This window comes from Stenotrophomonas sp. YJH_SMC_29, from assembly GCF_059371235.1.
The window spans coordinates 621505-637962 of the sequence record NZ_JCAFUK010000001.1 but is presented as its reverse complement, the minus strand read 5'-3'; the positions used below and the strand labels follow the sequence as shown (position 1 = coordinate 637962).

The window sequence follows — 16458 nt, the reverse complement described above, 5'->3', positions numbered from 1 at the left end:
CAAGACTGCCGTTCATTGAAGCCGTTCAGGCGCCGGTACAGCCCCCTGGGCGCCGTGGAACAGTATGCCGAACTCCGTCAATGGAAAGTGATACTCACGCCCGCAGAATTCGCAACGCACCTCGACCGCGCCGGTGTCCTCGGCGGCCGCACGGGCTTCTTCCTCGCCCAGTGACTGCAGCATGCCGGCCACCCGCTCGCGCGAGCAGGAGCAGGCGAAGGACAGGGGCTTGCTGCCCAGCAGTTCCGGCCGCTCTTCGTGGAACAGGCGGTGCAGCAGCGCTTCGGCCGGGGTGGCCAGCAGTTCGGCCTTGCCCAGGGTTTCGAACAGGGCGCTGGCACGCGCCCAGCCGTCCTCGTCGCCTTCGTCGCCCGGCAGCTTCTGCAGCAGCAGGCCGGCGGCGCCGTTGCGGTCGGCGGCCAGCAGCAGGCGGGTCGGCAGCTGTTCGGACTGGCGGAAATAGTCTTCGAAGGCCTCGTCCAGTTCCGGCGCGGCCAGCGCAACCAGGCTCTGGTAACGCTGCGGCTCACGCGGGTCCAGGCCGGGGTTCTCGATGGTGATGGCGAGGATGGCGTCATCGCCGAGGCTGGACAGGTCACGCGGCGCGTCGGCGCCCTCGCTGAGCTGGGCGATACCGCGCAGCGTGCCAGCGGCGGTGCATTCGGCGAACAGGGTGCGCAGCGCGGTGCTGCTGCGCAGCTGCACCGACAGGCGGCCGTCGATCTTGGTGTGGCCGGTGAACAGTGCCGAAGCGACGCAGGCCTCGCCGAGCAGTTCGGCAGCGGCGTCCGGGTACGCCGCGTGGGACAGGATTTCCTGCCAGGTGGCCTGCAGGTGCACATGCACGCCGCGGACGCCGGCGGCGGGGAGCAGGAAGCGGATCAGGGAATCGGGGTTGGCGGTCATCGGCTCACATCGCGCGTAAACGGGGGCGGTTGCCGGATAATGCGCCGACAACCAGACAGAAGAAGGATGCACCAGTAATGGGGGCAGCGGGAGAGCAGCACAAGGTAGAGGCGGCGGCCACCGCGCCGCGCCGGCGGCGCTGGCGCTGGAAGCGGCTGCTGTGGCTGCCGGTGCTCCTGGCTGCTTTCAGCTGCCTGCAGGTGCTGGTGCTGCGCTTCATCGACCCGCCGGTGTCCACGGTGATGCTGTGGCGCTACGGCGAAGCGCTGGGCGAGGCGGACTGGTCCTATCGGCTGCATTACCAGTGGCGCGACCTCGACCAGATGGCGCCGAGCCTGCCGATCTCGCTGGTGGCCGCCGAGGACCAGCGCTTCCCCGACCACAACGGCTTCGACCTGCAGGCCATCGAAAAGGCCCGCGACCACAACGCCAGGGGCGGGCGCCTGCGCGGCGCCAGCACGATCAGCCAGCAGGTGGCCAAGAACCTGTTCCTGTGGCAGGGCCGCAGCTGGATACGCAAGGGCCTGGAAGTCTGGTACACGGTGCTGATCGAGGCGCTGTGGCCGAAGGAGCGGATCCTGGAGATGTACGCCAACATCGCCGAGTTCGGTGATGGCGTGTACGGGGCACAGGCGGCGGCGCAGAAATTCTGGGGCAAGGACGCGGCCCGGCTGAGCCCGGCCGAGAGTGCGCGGCTGGCTGCGGTACTGCCGGCACCGCGGCGCTACAACGCGGCCGCGCCCGGGCCTTACGTGCAGCGGCGTGCCGCCTGGATCCAGCGCCAGGCGCGCCAGCTGGGGGGCGCGTCCTACCTGTCGGAGGACTGAGGTGCATACGGCGTGATCGTCATGCGACCGGCCGCGTGCGTGCCGGCAACGTACAATCCGGGCATGACCCGCGAACGGCTCACCTTCGTCATCGCCGCCTACAACGAGGCCCTGGCACTGCCGCTGCTGCATCCGCGGCTGTGCGCGGTGCTCGACGGCATGCCCGACATCGAGGGTCACATCCTCTATGTGGACGACGGCAGCCACGACGGCACCTGGGAGGTAATTGCCGGGCTTGCGCAGGCCGATGCGCGCGTATCGGCGCTGAAGCTGTCGCGCAACTTCGGCAAGGAAGCGGCGCTGACGGCGGGCCTGGACCTGGTGCACGAAGGCGCGGCGATGATCCTGGATGCCGACGGCCAGGACCCGCCGGAGCTGGTGCCGCAGTTCGTCGCCCGCTGGCGCGAGGGCCATGACAACGTCTACGGCACGCGCATGGCCCGCGATGGCGAGGCCTGGATCAAGCGCGCCACGGCAGCCATGTTCTATCGGGTGATGGGCCGCCTGTCGCGTACACCGATTCCGGCCGACACCGGGGACTTCCGCCTGCTGTCGCCGCGCGCGCTGAGCGCCCTGCGTGGCATGCGTGAGCGCCACCGCTTCATGAAAGGGCTTTTCAGCTGGGTCGGATTCAAGCGGATCGCCGTGCCCTATCACCGCCACGCGCGCGTGGCCGGCACCAGCAAATTCAGCCTGTGGCGGCTGTGGAATTTCGCGCTGGAGGGCATCACTGGATTCTCCACCGTGCCGCTGCGGGCGGCCACCTACCTGGGGCTGGCAACGGCAGCGGTCGCCTTCCTGTTCGGCCTGTGGGTGATCGTCAAAGCGGCGTTGTATGGCGACCGGGTGGCGGGCTGGCCGACGATGATGGCGGTGATCCTGTTCCTGGGTGGGGTGCAGCTGATCGCGCTGGGCCTGATCGGCGAGTACCTGGGGCGGCTGTACGAAGAGTCCAAGCAGCGGCCGCTGTACCTGGTTGACGCCTGGCTAGCATCCGCCGTGGCAGACTCGGCCCTGCAACCCACCCTCGGAGGGCAGGCAGATGACCACGGTACGGCAACTGTTGGACGGCAAGTCTCCTGAAGTACATGCGGTCGCGCCGGAAGCGGCGGTGATCGATGCGATCCGATTGATGGCGGAAAAAGGCATCGGTGCGGTGCTGGTGATGGACGGGCCGAAACTGGTCGGGATCCTGTCCGAGCGTGATTACGCGCGCAAGATCGTGCTGCGCGATCGTTCGTCGCGGGATACCGCGGTGGCGGAGATCATGACGGCACAGGTGGTGACGGTGTCGCCGGGCGAGCAGGTGGAGCACTGCCTGCAGCTGGTGACCGACTACCGCATCCGCCACCTGCCGGTGGTGGAGGGCGCGCAGGTGCTGGGGGTGATCTCCATCGGCGACCTGGTGAAGTCGGTGATCGATGCGCAGCGGCGGGAGCTGGACCAGCTGCAGCAGTACATCGTGGCGGGGTGAGGTGTTCGCTGGCGGGCCTGCGGCCCGCCGGCCCGCCAACAGCAAGTGCAGAAGCAGAAGCAGCGCCTTCCTGATACGTCGGAGAGGCGGAGGGCATGGGCGTGCAGGACACGCCGCAAGTACGTCCCTGTAGGCTCGATGGCGCCATCCATGGCGCCAACGGTCCTGCACGCCCATGCCCTCCGCCTCTGGATACATCACCGCGAGCGCGGTGCGTACATGCGCGGTGCCTCGCCTTTGGTAGCCGCCAACCTTGGTTGGCAACCGCTTTTGACTTTGCTTTCTTCTTTTGACTTTGAATTTCCGCTCTCGTTCCGCGCGCGCAGGAAACTGTCAGGAGGGGGACGGGTGACGGAGGCAGGACCGTTGGCGCCATGGATGGCGCCATCGAGCCTACAGGGACGTACTTGCGGCGTGTCCTGCCTGCGTCACCCGTCCCCCTCAAGACACCATCAATGCAGGCGCCGCGAACAACGCTGTAACCCTACTTCGCATACTGCCCGCCGCAGTCGGCATCCTTGCCCGGCCCCAGCTCGATCGTTGCCAGCAACGCCGCCGGCGGGGCGATGCTGCCCAATGCCAGGGCCACCGCGCCGCGGATGCCCAGCGCCTTGAAGTCCGGGCGGAACGACGGGTCCTTGAACGTACCGGCGATGTGCAGCGGCGAGCGCAGCACCAGGATGCTCTTGTCCTTCGGGCGCGGTTTCAACAGCAGGTCCAGGGTCTCGTCGCGCAGGCTCACCGTGCCTTCGCCGATGAGGATCGTGTCGGTGGTGTCCACCGCCAGTGCCTGGCTGGTCATCAGGCCGTCGCGCACGCCGAAGTCGGCGAAGGCACACCGCAGGGGAATCTGCTTGTCGCCGGTCACCAGGAACTTCAGCGACTCGGTGATGTCCAGGCCGGCCAGCTCCATCACGAGGTTGCCGACATGCCCACGGCCCATCGCCAGGCCGACCTTGCCGCTGCTGCTGCCGAGCATTGCCGCGATCGAATTGCCACGGCCGCTCAGGTCCACTTCGCCACCGATGCCACCCTTGGCCTGCTCGGCCAGCTTGGCATCGGGGAACAACTGGCCCAGCTGCACGCCGCGCACGCTGGCCTTCAGTGCGGTGCTGATCTGCGGTTGCCGCGCGTCCATGCGGACCGTGCTGCGGATATCGCCGCCGGCGACGCCGAAGTTCAGCGGGTCCAGCCGCAGCAGGCCGTCATCCAGCAGCAGGTGCGCATCCATGTCATCCAGCGGCAGCGACGGAGCGTTGATGCGATGGGCCTTCCACCGCACGTCGGCGTCCATCGCCCGCAGCTTGCCGAGGTTGTAGGGCGTATCGGGCAGCACGCGCGGGCGGGCAGCCACCCGCGCCGCCTCGGCCTTCTGCTCCGCATTGGCGGTTTCGCCACCGCCGGTCTTTGGCGGGGCGCCAACGAAGCCGGCCAGGTCATCGAAGTCCAGGCGCCTGGATTCCAGCGTGGCGGTCAATCGCGGGCGAGCGCCGCCCACGTCGAACTGCAGATTGCCACCCAGGTCGCTGTCGCCGACCTTGCCGGAGAACCGCTCGTAGCGCCAGGTGTCGTGGTCACGCTTGAGGCGGCCGTTCAACGCATACGGCGGGGAGGGCGGGATGGCGATGCCGAGCAGCGGGTAGAGGTCGGCAAGATCCTGCCCGCTCAGCGCGAACTGCAGGTCGAACACGCGCAGCTGGAATGGATTGGTGAGCGTGCCGGTGGCGACGGCGTGGGTAGCGCCGGCGCGGCCGTCAAGGTGGATGCGGAACGGGTGGTCGCTGTCGGTCAGCTCCAGCGGGGATTCGGTGCCACCGCGCAGGGTGAACGGGTTGCCCTGCCAGCGTCCCTTGCCCTGCACCAGCAGCGGCGGCGCGCCGTCGGTCTGCTTCGGTTGGCCGCTGCGCACCTCCACGCGGATATCCGTGCGGCCGAGCGCGTCGAGGAACTGCAGACGACCGTCGTCGATGCGCAGTCGCTTGAGCTGGGGAGGTGTCCCTCCAGCGCTGTCACCGAGGAAATCCCAGTTGCCGGGCTCACCCTTGCGCGGGGCAGTCTGCAGCAGCAGGTCCGGCCGGGTCAGGCGTACTTCGGGCAGTTCCACGCGGCCGCGCAGCAGTGGCCAGAGCCGCACGTCGATCTCGACGCGGTCGGCCGTGGCCATGTTCGGCTGCTTTGCCCAGCGGGCATTGGCGAAGGTGATCGCATCGGCGCGAAGGGTGCTGGTGCGGCCGAGGTCGACGTCGAGATTCCCGATCTGCAGCGCACGGCCGGTGCGGGCCTGCACCGCGCGTTCAACCGGGCCCTTGAACCAGTTCCAGTCCCATAGCGCGATCAACACCAGCACCGCCGCGAGCAGGAAGACCAGCACGGTCAGCCAGCGGCGGCCCCGGGGACCGGGGCGGCGGAGGCGCCAGCGGGGCGAGCGCCGTGCAGCAGGGGAGGCGGCAGCATTCACGCTGCCATGGTTGCCCCCTCATCGTGGACGGGGCGCGAAGCGTCCATGTGCGTGGCGTGCACAAGCGGCGCGGACGCCGGTCTACAGCACCTGCATGGTCACTGCGACGAAGTGGCAGACGCTGCCACCGATCACGAACAGGTGCCAGATCGCGTGCGAATAGGGAATCGATTCGCGATGGTAGAAATAGGTGCCCAGTGTGTACGACAGGCCGCCGGCCAGCAGCCAGCCCAGCGTCCAGCCGTCGATCGAAGCCAGCATCGGCTTGACCGCCACGATCACCAGCCAGCCCATGGCGACGTAGATGGCCGTGGACAGGCGCTTGAAGCGGCCGGTGTAGAACAGCTTGAACACCACACCGGCCAGGGCCAGGGTCCAGATTGCGGCGAACAGGCCCCAGCCCCACGGGCCGCGGAGACCGATCAGGGTGAACGGGGTGTAGGTGCCTGCAATCAGCACGTAGATCGCGCAGTGGTCGAACACCTTGAGTCGCCCCTTGGCGACCGGGTGCTGGATGGCGTGGTACAGGGTCGAGGCGGTGTACAGCAGCAGCAGCGCAATGCCGAACACGATGGCACCGGCCAGCTGCCAGCCATCGCCGTAGATCGCGGCCAGGGTGATCAGGACCGCGCCGGCACCCAGCGCGAACACGGCACCCAGGCCGTGGGTCAAGGCACTTGCGATTTCTTCGCGGATCGAAGCAACGGAAGTCGTGGACATGGCGTAGGCATCGTTCGCGGGGAGGTGGGGACCCGCGCCCCCCTATCATCGCCGCGATGGGCGGGATGTGCACGCCCGTCCCCGTATGGTCAATGAACTACCGGCCTGCGCCGGTAGGGGGAGCGCCCTTTCCTTGCGGAAAGGGACCTGACCCCGTTGTTCAGCCCGCCGACACGGTATGGGCGGCTTCGCGCGTGGCCGAGAAGCGGACATCCGGCGAGCGCTCCTGCGCCAGCTGCAGGTTGACCCGGGTCGGCGCCAGGTAGACCAGGTGCCCAGCGGCATCCAAGGCCAGGTTCAGCGCGTTCTTCTCGCGGAACTCTTCCAGCTTCTTCTCGTTGCTGCAGTGGACCCAGCGCGCGGTGGTCACGCTGACCGGCTCGAAGGTGGCTTCCACGCCGTACTCGTCCTTCAGTCGGTACGCGGCCACGTCGAACTGCAGCACGCCGACCGCACCCAGGATCAGGTCGTTGCTGGTGAGCGGGCGGAAGAACTGGGTCGCGCCTTCCTCGGACAGCTGCGCCAGGCCCTTCTGCAGCTGCTTGAGCTTGAGCGGATCGCGCAGGCGGGCGCGGCGGAACAGTTCCGGCGCGAAGTTGGGGATGCCGGTGAAGGTCACCGCTTCGCCTTCGGTGAAGGTATCGCCGATGGAGATGGTGCCGTGGTTGTGGATGCCGATCACATCGCCCGGCCAGGCCTCGGCCGCGATCTCGCGGTCGCTGGCCATGAAGGTCAGCGCGTTGGCCAGCTTCATTTCCTTGCCGGTGCGCACGTGGAAGGTCTTCATGCCGGCGCTGAAACGGCCGGAGCAGACGCGCATGAAGGCCACGCGGTCACGGTGCTGCGGGTCCATGTTGGCCTGGATCTTGAACACGAAGCCGGTCAGCTTGTTCTCTTCCGGGGCGATCTCGCGGCCGGTGGTCGAACGCGCCTGCGGCGACGGTGCATGCTCGACGAAGAAGTCCAGCAGCGGCTGCACGCCGAAGTTGTTCACGCCGGAGCCGAAGAACACCGGGGTCTGCTTGCCGGCGCGGTAGGCGTCCAGGTCGAACGGGTGGCTGGCGCCCTGCACCAGTTCCAGCTCGTCGCGCAGGTCGGCCAGCATCTGTGCACCGATCTTCTCGGCCAGGCCGGGGGCATCGATGGACGGGAAGATGGTCGAGTCCTGGCGGGTGAAGTTGCGGCCGGGCTCGTACAGGTGCACTTCACCGGTCAGCAGATGGACCACGCCCTTCAGGCGCTGGCCCATGCCGATCGGCCAGGTCACCGGCGCGCACTGGATGCCGAGCACGGTTTCCACCTCATCCAGCAGCTCGATCGGGTCCTTGCCCTCGCGGTCGAGCTTGTTGATGAAGGTCATGATCGGGGTGTCGCGCAGGCGGCAGACTTCCATCAGCTTGATGGTGCGCTCTTCCACGCCCTTGGCCACGTCGATCACCATCAGCGCCGAGTCCACCGCGGTCAGCACGCGGTAGGTGTCCTCGCCGAAGTCGGCGTGGCCGGGGGTGTCGAGCAGGTTGACGATCTTGCCCTCGTACGGGAACTGCATCACCGAGGAGGTCACGGAGATGCCGCGCTCCTTTTCCAGTGCCATCCAGTCGGAGGTGGCATGGCGGGCGGCCTTGCGGCCCTTCACCGAACCGGCCATCTGGATCGCGCCTCCGAACAGCAGCAGCTTTTCGGTCAGCGTGGTCTTGCCGGCGTCAGGGTGGGAAATGATGGCGAAGGTGCGGCGACGCGACGCTTCGTTGGCGACTTCGGACATGGCAGTGGCGCCCGCCCGGGGCGCTTTTCAAAGAGATAAGCGCCCGATTATACCGGCCGGGGCCGGTCAGCGCCCGGTCCCGCCGTCGGCTTCGCCGTGGCGGGCGAACTGCAGTTGGCCCTGTTCGGCGAAGATGCGCACCGGCACCGAGCGCAGGCCCATGCCGCGGTTGACCTGCACCACGAAGTGCAGGTGCGGCGCGCTGCTGTAGCCGCTGTTGCCGGACAGGCCGATCGGCTGCCCGGCCCCCACGGCCTGGCCGCGACGCACGCGCATGCCGCCGGCCTGCAGATGGCCGTACAGGGCCATGCTGCCGTCACTGTGCAGCACGCGGATGAAGTTGGCGCGGGCGCCATCGCGCTCGCGGTCCTGGCCGTTGCCACGGAAGCCATCCTGGATCTGCATCACCGTGCCCTCGCGCGCGGCCAGCACCAGGGTGCCCTCCGGCAGTGCGAAGTCGACCGCATCGTGGTTCTCCTCGTCGCCATGGCTGAACCGTCCCTGCGGCGCCTGGTCCACGCGCAGGGGGGCTGCGTCGAAGGGCAGGCGATAGGCAACATCCTCGGCCTGCGCGGCCGGGTTGCCCGGCACCGACTGCAGGCGCAGGTCCAGCGTGCGCCCATCGATCGGGGCGGGCAGGTGGCCGACCACCAGGCTGCTGTCGCCCTGGATCAGTGACTGCACCGGCAGGCCGTCGACCGGGTGACCGGGGGCCGCGCGCAGTTCGATCTGCAGCGGGCCGGCCAGGGCGTTGTCGATGCGTGCCTGCCATTGCCCGCCGACCGGCTGCAGGCGCAGCTGGGCCATGGTGGCGGCGCCCGCGGACCCGCCTGCGGGCGTCGCCTGGCCAGGCGGGGGAACCAGTCCCCAGCCCTGGCGCCAATCGTCGGCGTGCACGCTCGCGCTCGCCAGCAGGGTCAACAGCAGGCAGGACAGGGGCAAGCGCGACATCGGCGTTTCCAGCGGAATGGACCGCCGGGACTGTACCCGATCCTGAACGGGGCGACCGGAACGGACTGCGCAGTGTGGACCTGAAAATATTCATCGCTTTATCCGCATGAAGGGATTGACAGTGCCGGAAAGGGCTGGCATCGTGGCTCCACCATCGAGACCGGCAGAGGGACAGGCCCTTTGAAGCCGGGGCAGCCCGCAGGCGCGCAAGCGTCTGCGTAGGTGCCAAATCCTGCGGGGACCGTGGCGTCCACCGAAAGATGGTTCGAACCATGCACCCCACGTGCATCTCGAACGCGGGCCCCGCGAAGGCTCGATGGCCGATTCCCCAACCGGATCCCGCCATGAGCTTCGCCGCCAGTACCGCCATTCGCTCCGAGTCCTTTGTCCCCGTCAGCGTGCCGGTCGAAGACCGCGTGCATGCCGAGCGCGGCGAGTTCGCCGCGGTGCTGTCGATGCGCCACGCCGGCCCCAGCCCGGTGCGCCTGCGCTATGAGTGGGTCGGCCCGGCCGATGCACCGGTGGTGGTGCTGGCCGGTGGCATCTCCGCGCACCGCCACGTGGCGTCCAATGCACAGTTCGGCGAGAAGGGCTGGGCCGAAGACCTGGTGGGCAGCGGGCGCGCGCTGGATCCGCAGCAACTGCGCGTGCTGGCCTTCGACTTCATCGGTGCCGACGGTGCGCTGGATGTGCCGATCGATACCGCCGACCAGGCCGATGCGCTGGCGCTGCTGCTGGACCACCTCGGCATCCGTGCGCTGAAGGCGTTCGTGGGCTATTCGTATGGTGCGCTGGTCGGCCAGCAGTTCGCGATCCGGCACCGGGCCCGCGTGCGCCAGCTGGTGCTGGCCAGCGGCGCGCATCGCCCGCATCCCTATGCCGCCGCCTGGCGCGCGCTGCAGCGCCGTGCGGTCGCGCTGGGCCAGCTGCAGTGCGGCGAAGACCACGGCCTGGCCCTGGCGCGGCAGTTCGCCATGCTCAGCTACCGCACGCCGGAAGAATTCGGCGAGCGCTTCGACGCCGCGCCGGAAGTGATCAACGGCCGCGTGCGCGTGGCCGCCGAAGACTACCTCGACGCGGCCGGTGCGCAGTACGTCGCGCGCACGCCGGTGACCGCCTACCTGCGCCTGTCCGAATCGATCGACCTGCATCGTGTCGACCCCACCGCGATCCTGCCGCCGACCGTGGTGGTGGCCGTGGAGGGTGACCGCCTGGTGTCGCTGGCCGACCTGGTCGGTCTGGTCGAAGGGCTGGGCCCGCGCGGCAGCCTGCGCGTGCTGCGCTCGCCTTACGGCCATGACGCCTTCCTCAAAGAAACCGATCGCATCGACGCGATCCTCGCCACCGCCTTCCGCACTTCTGGAGAGTCCGCATGAGCCTGCACGCAAACGAGCCGTCCTGTAGTCGCACCACTGCCGCCGTCCGTGCCGGCATCGATCGGGACACCGCGCATGGCGCGGTCACGCCGCCGATCGTGCTGTCGTCGAACTTCAGCTTCGAAGGCTTCGGCAACAAGCGCCAGTACGACTACACGCGCAGTGGCAACCCGACCCGCGACCTGCTGGGTGAGGCGCTTGCGGAACTGGAGGGTGGCGCCGGTGGCGTCATCACCGCCACCGGCATGGGAGCAATCAACCTGGTGCTGAACGCGCTGCTGCAGCCGGGCGATACGCTGGTGGTGCCGCACGATGCATACGGTGGCAGCTGGCGCCTGTTCAATGCGCTGGCCCGGAAGGGACACTTCGAACTGGTCACTGCCGACCTGACCGACCCGCGTGCGCTCGCCCAGGCACTGGCGACCCAGCCGAAGCTGGTGCTGGTGGAAACCCCGTCCAACCCGCTGCTGCGCATCACCGACCTGCGCTTCGTCATCGACGCCGCGCACAAGGCCGGTGCCCTCGTCGTGGTCGACAACACCTTCCTGTCGCCGGCCCTGCAGCAGCCGCTGTCGTTCGGTGCGGACCTGGTGCTGCATTCGACCACCAAGTACATCAATGGTCACAGTGACGTGGTCGGCGGCGCCGTGGTCGCGCGCGATCCGGCGCTGCACGAACAGCTGGTGTGGTGGGGCAATGCGCTGGGCCTGACCGGTTCGCCGTTCGATGCCTTCCTGACCCTGCGCGGCCTGCGCACGCTGGACGCGCGCCTGCGCGTGCACCAGGAGAACACCGCATCGGTCGTTGCCCTGCTGGACCAGCATCCGGCCGTCGGCAGGGTGTACTACCCGGGCCTGGCCGATCATCCGGGCCACGCCATCGCGGCGCGCCAGCAAAGCGGTTTCGGCGCGATGCTGTCGTTCGAACTGGCGCACTGCGCCGGTGACGATCCGCATGCGGCGGTGCGCGCGTTCGTCGATGGCCTGCGCTGCTTCACCCTGGCCGAATCACTGGGCGGCGTCGAAAGCCTGATTGCCCATCCGGCGACCATGACCCATGCGGCGATGAGCGCCGAAGCGCGTGCGGCGGCTGGCATCAGTGAAGGACTGCTGCGCCTGTCGATCGGCATCGAGGCTGAGCGTGACCTGCTGGCCGATCTCGGCGCCGCGCTGCAGCGCGCCGAAGCGGTGATCGACGCGGCCGCACGCCGCAAACAGGTGGTGGACGCATGAACGCGCTCGCCGCTGAAATTCCCGCGCTGGGCACAGGGCGGCTGGCGCTGCTCGGCACCGGCACGGTCGGGTCGGCCTTCGTCCAGCGTTACCAGGCGTTGCAGGCACGCGGGCTGGAACTGCCCAGCGTGCAGTGGCTGGCCAACTCGCGCACCGCACTGGCGATCGACCGCGATCTGGCGTTGCCGCTGGAGCTGGCGCGCCGCGCACCGCGCGACGGCCTCAGTTCGCCGCCTTGGGCCAGCGCCGAAGGCCTGGAGCGGGGCGATGTGGTGGTCGATGCCACCGCCAGCGAAGAGGTGGCCGCGCGCCACGTGCAGTGGCTGGCGCGGGGCGTGCATGTGGTCACCGCCAACAAGCTCGGCCGCGGCGCGCAGCTGGCACGCGCCACGGCCATCGCCGAGAGCTGCGCCGACAGTGGTGCGCGTTATGGCGACAGCGCTACCGTCGGTGCCGGCCTGCCATTGTTGAGCAGCCTGCGCGCGCTGGTCGCCGGTGGCGACCACATCCATGCCATCGAGGGCGTGCTGTCCGGTTCGCTGGCGTGGCTGTTCCACCGCTACGACGGGCAGTCGCCGTTCTCGGCGGCGGTGCGCGAGGCGCTGGCGGCCGGCTACACCGAACCCGATCCGCGCCTGGACCTGTCCGGCGAGGACGTGCGCCGCAAGCTGCTGATCCTGGCACGCAGCAGCGGGCTGGCCCTGGATGCCGCGCAGGTGCAGGTGGATTCACTGGTCCCGGACGCGCTGGCAGCGCTGCCGCTGGAGGATGCAGTGGCTGCACTGGAGCAGCTGGATGCACCGCTGCAGGCGCGTTGGCAACAGGCACGGGACAACGGCCGCGTGCTGCGTTTCGTGGGCCGTGTTGACGGCCAGGGTGCACAGGTCGGCCTGCGCGAACTGCCGTCCGATCACCCGTTGGCGCAGGGCGCAGGCACCGACAACCGCGTGGCCATCCACAGTGATCGCTATCAGCGCCAGCCGCTGTTGATCCAGGGACCGGGTGCCGGTGCGGAAGTCACCGCTGCCGCGCTGCTGGATGACGTGCTGCGGATCGTGGGTTGATCGCAGGGTGCCTGTAGAGCCGAGCCGATCCTCGGCTCTACAGGAGCACAACCGGTCAGCGTGACTTCAAGGACTTCAGCAACGCGGTGTTGAACTGCTTGGGGTCCTGCACCTGCGGCGAATGGCCCAGTTCGGCGAACTCGACCAGGGTCGCCCCGGGAATTGCCGCGGCCGCCGCCTTGCCGAGCGCCGGATAGTTGCCCAGCGTCGCCTTCACCGCCGGCGGCGCCAGGTCGCGCCCGATCGCGGTGCGGTCCTTCTGGCCGATGAACAGCGTGGTCGGCACCTGCAGGTGCTTCAGCTCGTAAACCACCGGTTGGTTGAACACCATGTCCGAGGCCAGCGCCTGGCTCCATGCAACAGCCTGCTTGCCCGGCCCTTCGTACATGCCCGACTGCATCCGCGCCCACGGTTCGTAGGCCGGCTTCCACTTGCCGTCGTAGTACACCTCCAGCTGGTAGCGGCGGATGCTGTCATAGCTGATGTTCATTTCGCCGGCGTACCACGCGTCCACGCTGCGCCACGGAACGCCCAGCGCCTTCCAGTCCTCCAGCCCGATCGGGTTGACCAGCGACAGGCTGCGCAGGTCCTGCGGGAACATCAGCGCGTAGCGTACCGCCAGCATGCCGCCCATCGAGTGGCCCACCAGATGCACCGGTACCTCGCCCAGCTGCAACTGCTGCAGCAGGGCATGGGTGTTGGCGGCCAGTTGCGCGAACGAATACTAGTAGCGCTCGGGCTTGCTGGATTTGCAGAAGCCCACCTGGTCCGGGGCGATCACCCGGTAGCCGGCGGCGACCAGCGGCTTGATCGATTCCTTCCAGGTGGCCGCGCAGAAATTCTTGCCGTGCAGCAGCACCACCACGCCGATCGGTGCCTTCTTCGGCGCGATGTCGAGGTAGGCCATCTCCAGTGGCTGGCGCTGCGATTCCAGCGCGAAGGTATTTACCGGATAGCCATAGTCGAAGCCCTCCAGCCGCGGCCCGTAGGTGGGCGCGGCCAGGGCAGGCAGCGGAAGGCAGGCAAGCAGGGCGGCGGCGATCACGCGCATGGGGCAATCCGGGGCGGGGGAACCCGGAGCCTAACCGCAACGCGGTGACGATGTCGCCCGTGCGGGCCAGGGTGGGCGGGGTAGCGTCGACTGTTGGTCGACTGCTCTTCCCTCAGGCCGTGAAAATCCCGCGCTGCGCGCGATAGTCGACTAACAGTCGACTCTACCTGTGGCCCGTCGCCATCGCGCCGAAGCCGGCCGCCCTCAACACTCGATGACGTTCACCGCCAGGCCACCGCGGCTGGTTTCCTTGTATTTGTCCTGCATGTCGCGGCCGGTATCGCGCATGGTCTTGATGACCTTGTCCAGCGATACCTTGTGCTTGCCATCACCGCGCATCGCCATGCGCGAGGCGTTGATCGCCTTCACCGCACCCATCGCGTTGCGCTCGATGCAGGGGATCTGCACCAGGCCACCGATCGGATCGCAGGTCAGGCCGAGATTGTGTTCCATGCCGATCTCCGCGGCGTTCTCGATCTGGCTCGGGTTGCCACCCAGGGCCGCGACCAGGCCGCCGGCGGCCATCGAGCAGGCCACGCCCACTTCGCCCTGGCAGCCCACTTCGGCCCCGGAGATCGAAGCGTTTTCCTTGTACAGGATGCCGATCGCCGCCGAGGTCAGCAGGAAGTCGAACACGCGCTGCTCATTGGCGCCGGGGCAGAAACGATCGAAGTAATGCAGCACCGCCGGCAGCACGCCGGCGGCGCCATTGGTCGGCGCGGTCACTACTCGGCCGCCGGCCGCGTTCTCTTCATTCACCGCCAGCGCATACAGGTTGACCCAGTCCAGCGTGGTCAGCGGGTCGCGCATCGCCGCTTCCGGCTTCGACGACAGCTCGCGGTACAGCGCCGGTGCACGACGGCCGACCTTCAGGCCACCGGGCAGCACGCCTTCCTCGCGGATGCCGCGCGCCACGCAGGACTGCATCGCGCTCCAGATCTCGCGCAGATTGGCACGGATCTCGTCTTCGCTGCGCCAGCACTTCTCGTTCTCGAACATCAGCTGGGCGATGCTCCGGCCGCTGCGCGCGGTCTGCGCCAGCAGTTCGTCGCCACTCTTGAACGGGTAGGGCAGCGGGGTCTCATCGGGCACGATGCGGTCATCGGCCGCATCGTCCTGGTTGACCACGAAGCCCCCCCCGACGGAGTAGTAATCGCGGGTGGCGATCACTTCGTCGTCGGCGTTGTACGCGGTGAAGCGCATGCCGTTGGTGTGGTAGGGCAGCTTCTGGCGCTTGTTCATGCCGAGGTCGCGCTTCTCGTCGAAGGCGATCTCGTGCTGGCCCATCAGCTGGATGCGCTTGCTGCTGCGGATGCGCTCCAGCGTGGCCGGAATGATGTCCGGGTCGATCAGGTTCGGCCGCTGGCCTTCCAGGCCGAGCAGGATCGCCTTGTCGGTGCCGTGGCCGCGGCCGGTCAGCGCCAGCGAGCCGTAGACATCGGCGCGGATGCGCGCGACCTCGTGCAGGCGGCCCGGGTCGAGCAGCCAGCGATGGATGAATCGCTCGGCGGCCTTCATCGGCCCGACGGTGTGCGAGGAACTCGGGCCAATGCCGATCTTGAAAACGTCGAACGTGCTGACAGCCATGGTTGCCGTACTGCGGGTACCGGAAGAGACCGCTATTCTAGCGGTTCACGCCGCAGTTCCATGGCTGCGGCGCAGCATTTCCGCCACGGGAGCCCGGCCGGTGTTGATCCTTATCCAGCGTGACGATTGCCACCTGTGCGATATGGCCCTGGCCGAGCTGGCCAGGGCGCGGGCGCCGGAGTTCGAATCGGTGTTCCTGGATGACCAGCCGGCGCTGGAGGCCCGCTACGGCGCGCGGGTGCCGGTACTGCGTGACGAGCGCGGCGACCGCGAGCTGGATTGGCCGTTCGACGCGGCCGCGGTGCAGGCGTGGCTGGCCGCCGACCGGTAGTGCCGGCCGCTGGCCGGCAACCCCTCTGTTCCCGGTGACGCCGGCCAGCGGCCGGCACTACCCCATGCGTTGCGATGCCCGTTGATGCCGGCCAGCGGCCGGCACTACCCGATGCGTAGCAATGCCCGGTCCAGACGCGATTTACTTCGCGTCGAACTTCACGATCGTGCTGATCGCGGTTTCATCCGGGATGGTCTTGGTGTCGGCCCAGTCACCGCCGCCGACGCCGAAGTCCAGTCGCTTGACCGTGGCCTTGCCGGTCAACACCGGCTGGGTGCCTGGCTTCCAGGTGAAGGTCAGCGTGACCGGCTTGCTGACGCCGCGCAGTTCCAGCGTGCCATCGGCGGCGAACTGGTCGTTGCCCACCGCGCGGAAACCCTTGGCGGTGTAGCGCGCCGTGGCGAACTTGCCGACATTGAAGAAGTCGGCGCCCTGCAGGGTCGAATCACGGTCACTGTTGCCGCTCTTGGCCCCGGCCAGCGGAATCACCACGTCCAGCGAACCGGCGGCCGGATTGGCCGGGTCGAAGCTGAGCTTGGTGGCGAAGCCGGGGAAGCTGCCGGTGAACACTTCACCGTCGTACTTGGTGGCAAACACCAGGATCGAGCCGGCACCCGGGGCCTGCGCATAGTCGGCGGCGAGCGCCGGGGCAGTGGCCAGCATGCCGGCCAGGGCGGCGGCCACAGCGGCCGGGGTGGTCAGTTTCAGGTTCATCG

The 16458-nt window shown here is 68.4% G+C and carries 14 protein-coding genes, 1 pseudogene and 1 riboswitch; of the genes and pseudogenes, 7 read left to right on the top strand and 8 right to left on the bottom strand.

The window, feature by feature from the left end:
* Positions 1-12 precede the first annotated feature (12 nt).
* A complete protein-coding gene (hslO, locus tag AC5P9I_RS02995) occupies positions 13-906 on the bottom strand; it encodes an Hsp33 family molecular chaperone HslO (RefSeq protein ID WP_049469301.1) in 894 nt (297 codons plus the stop codon).
* 77 nt (positions 907-983) lie between these two features.
* Between hslO and mtgA the strand changes: the two genes are divergently transcribed.
* The 3 genes from mtgA (at position 984) to AC5P9I_RS02980 (ending at position 3207) form a co-directional block, all read left to right on the top strand.
* On the top strand, positions 984-1733 hold the full coding sequence (gene mtgA, locus AC5P9I_RS02990; RefSeq protein WP_049469305.1) for a monofunctional biosynthetic peptidoglycan transglycosylase: 750 nt from the start codon (positions 984-986) through the stop codon (positions 1731-1733).
* 63 nt (positions 1734-1796) lie between these two features.
* Positions 1797-2816: a glycosyltransferase family 2 protein gene (locus AC5P9I_RS02985; protein WP_049469308.1), complete on the top strand. Its 1020-nt coding sequence runs from the start codon at positions 1797-1799 to the stop codon at positions 2814-2816.
* A complete protein-coding gene (locus AC5P9I_RS02980) occupies positions 2776-3207 on the top strand; it encodes a CBS domain-containing protein (RefSeq protein ID WP_049469311.1) in 432 nt (143 codons plus the stop codon). The genes AC5P9I_RS02985 and AC5P9I_RS02980 overlap by 41 nt, the downstream gene beginning before the upstream one ends.
* A 484-nt stretch (positions 3208-3691) precedes the next feature.
* On the opposite strand, the gene AC5P9I_RS02975 is transcribed toward AC5P9I_RS02980, so the two are convergent.
* The 4 genes from AC5P9I_RS02975 to AC5P9I_RS02960 all read right to left on the bottom strand — a co-directional run bounded on the left by AC5P9I_RS02975 (position 3692) and on the right by AC5P9I_RS02960 (position 9101).
* Positions 3692-5665, bottom strand: coding sequence for an AsmA family protein (locus AC5P9I_RS02975; RefSeq protein ID WP_130767843.1), 1974 nt, complete (start codon positions 5663-5665; stop codon positions 3692-3694).
* A gap of 81 nt (positions 5666-5746) precedes the next feature.
* Complete coding sequence (gene trhA, locus AC5P9I_RS02970; protein WP_049465643.1) at positions 5747-6385, bottom strand: PAQR family membrane homeostasis protein TrhA; 639 nt, start codon at positions 6383-6385, stop codon at positions 5747-5749.
* 160 nt (positions 6386-6545) lie between these two features.
* Positions 6546-8150: a peptide chain release factor 3 gene (locus AC5P9I_RS02965; protein WP_049428108.1), complete on the bottom strand. Its 1605-nt coding sequence runs from the start codon at positions 8148-8150 to the stop codon at positions 6546-6548.
* A 66-nt stretch (positions 8151-8216) separates the two neighbouring features.
* Positions 8217-9101 (bottom strand): M23 family metallopeptidase, encoded by an 885-nt coding sequence (locus tag AC5P9I_RS02960; protein ID WP_049465646.1) that lies wholly within the window; start codon positions 9099-9101, stop codon positions 8217-8219.
* Positions 9102-9249: 148 nt separating this feature from the next.
* Positions 9250-9368, top strand: a riboswitch (SAM riboswitch).
* Between the two features lie 77 nt (positions 9369-9445).
* On the opposite strand from AC5P9I_RS02960, the gene metX reads away from it, so the two are divergent.
* Genes metX through AC5P9I_RS02945 form a run of 3 tightly spaced genes read left to right on the top strand, consistent with a single transcriptional unit; the run spans position 9446 to position 12773 of the window.
* Positions 9446-10477 (top strand): homoserine O-succinyltransferase MetX, encoded by a 1032-nt coding sequence (metX, locus tag AC5P9I_RS02955; RefSeq protein WP_130767844.1) that lies wholly within the window; start codon positions 9446-9448, stop codon positions 10475-10477.
* Complete coding sequence (locus AC5P9I_RS02950; RefSeq protein WP_049465652.1) at positions 10474-11709, top strand: O-succinylhomoserine (thiol)-lyase; 1236 nt, start codon at positions 10474-10476, stop codon at positions 11707-11709. The genes metX and AC5P9I_RS02950 overlap by 4 nt, the downstream gene beginning before the upstream one ends.
* A complete protein-coding gene (locus AC5P9I_RS02945; protein WP_049465657.1) occupies positions 11706-12773 on the top strand; it encodes a homoserine dehydrogenase family protein in 1068 nt (355 codons plus the stop codon). The genes AC5P9I_RS02950 and AC5P9I_RS02945 overlap by 4 nt, the downstream gene beginning before the upstream one ends.
* Positions 12774-12828: 55 nt before the next feature.
* Here AC5P9I_RS02945 and AC5P9I_RS02940 read toward each other — a convergent pair.
* Together AC5P9I_RS02940 and AC5P9I_RS02935 are read right to left on the bottom strand one after the other, a co-directional pair.
* Positions 12829-13824, bottom strand: a pseudogene (locus tag AC5P9I_RS02940) (alpha/beta fold hydrolase).
* A gap of 204 nt (positions 13825-14028) precedes the next feature.
* The gene (locus tag AC5P9I_RS02935; protein ID WP_235644570.1) at positions 14029-15411 is read right to left on the bottom strand and encodes an L-serine ammonia-lyase; all 1383 of its coding nucleotides are present in this window, start codon (positions 15409-15411) and stop codon (positions 14029-14031) included.
* A 100-nt stretch (positions 15412-15511) separates the two neighbouring features.
* Between AC5P9I_RS02935 and AC5P9I_RS02930 the strand changes: the two genes are divergently transcribed.
* A complete protein-coding gene (locus tag AC5P9I_RS02930; RefSeq protein WP_049465668.1) occupies positions 15512-15742 on the top strand; it encodes a glutaredoxin family protein in 231 nt (76 codons plus the stop codon).
* A 141-nt stretch (positions 15743-15883) separates the two neighbouring features.
* On the opposite strand, the gene AC5P9I_RS02925 is transcribed toward AC5P9I_RS02930, so the two are convergent.
* Entirely contained in the window at positions 15884-16456 is a 573-nt protein-coding gene (locus tag AC5P9I_RS02925) for a YceI family protein (protein ID WP_021202032.1), read from the bottom strand.
* Between the last annotated feature and the right edge of the window lie 2 nt (positions 16457-16458).

Bases quoted from the DNA above. Each gene is read 5' to 3' on its own strand.
- AC5P9I_RS02925 (WP_021202032.1), bottom strand. From the start codon at position 16,456: ATGAACCTGAAACTGACCACCCCGGCCGCTGTGGCCGCCGCCCTGGCC.
- metX (WP_130767844.1), top strand. From the start codon at position 9,446: ATGAGCTTCGCCGCCAGTACCGCCATTCGCTCCGAGTCCTTTGTCCCC.
- mtgA (WP_049469305.1), top strand. From the start codon at position 984: ATGGGGGCAGCGGGAGAGCAGCACAAGGTAGAGGCGGCGGCCACCGCG.
- trhA (WP_049465643.1), bottom strand. From the start codon at position 6,385: ATGTCCACGACTTCCGTTGCTTCGATCCGCGAAGAAATCGCAAGTGCC.
- AC5P9I_RS02985 (WP_049469308.1), top strand. From the start codon at position 1,797: ATGACCCGCGAACGGCTCACCTTCGTCATCGCCGCCTACAACGAGGCC.
- AC5P9I_RS02965 (WP_049428108.1), bottom strand. From the start codon at position 8,150: ATGTCCGAAGTCGCCAACGAAGCGTCGCGTCGCCGCACCTTCGCCATC.
- AC5P9I_RS02950 (WP_049465652.1), top strand. From the start codon at position 10,474: ATGAGCCTGCACGCAAACGAGCCGTCCTGTAGTCGCACCACTGCCGCC.
- hslO (WP_049469301.1), bottom strand. From the start codon at position 906: ATGACCGCCAACCCCGATTCCCTGATCCGCTTCCTGCTCCCCGCCGCC.
- AC5P9I_RS02945 (WP_049465657.1), top strand. From the start codon at position 11,706: ATGAACGCGCTCGCCGCTGAAATTCCCGCGCTGGGCACAGGGCGGCTG.
- AC5P9I_RS02935 (WP_235644570.1), bottom strand. From the start codon at position 15,411: ATGGCTGTCAGCACGTTCGACGTTTTCAAGATCGGCATTGGCCCGAGT.
- AC5P9I_RS02980 (WP_049469311.1), top strand. From the start codon at position 2,776: ATGACCACGGTACGGCAACTGTTGGACGGCAAGTCTCCTGAAGTACAT.
- AC5P9I_RS02960 (WP_049465646.1), bottom strand. From the start codon at position 9,101: ATGTCGCGCTTGCCCCTGTCCTGCCTGCTGTTGACCCTGCTGGCGAGC.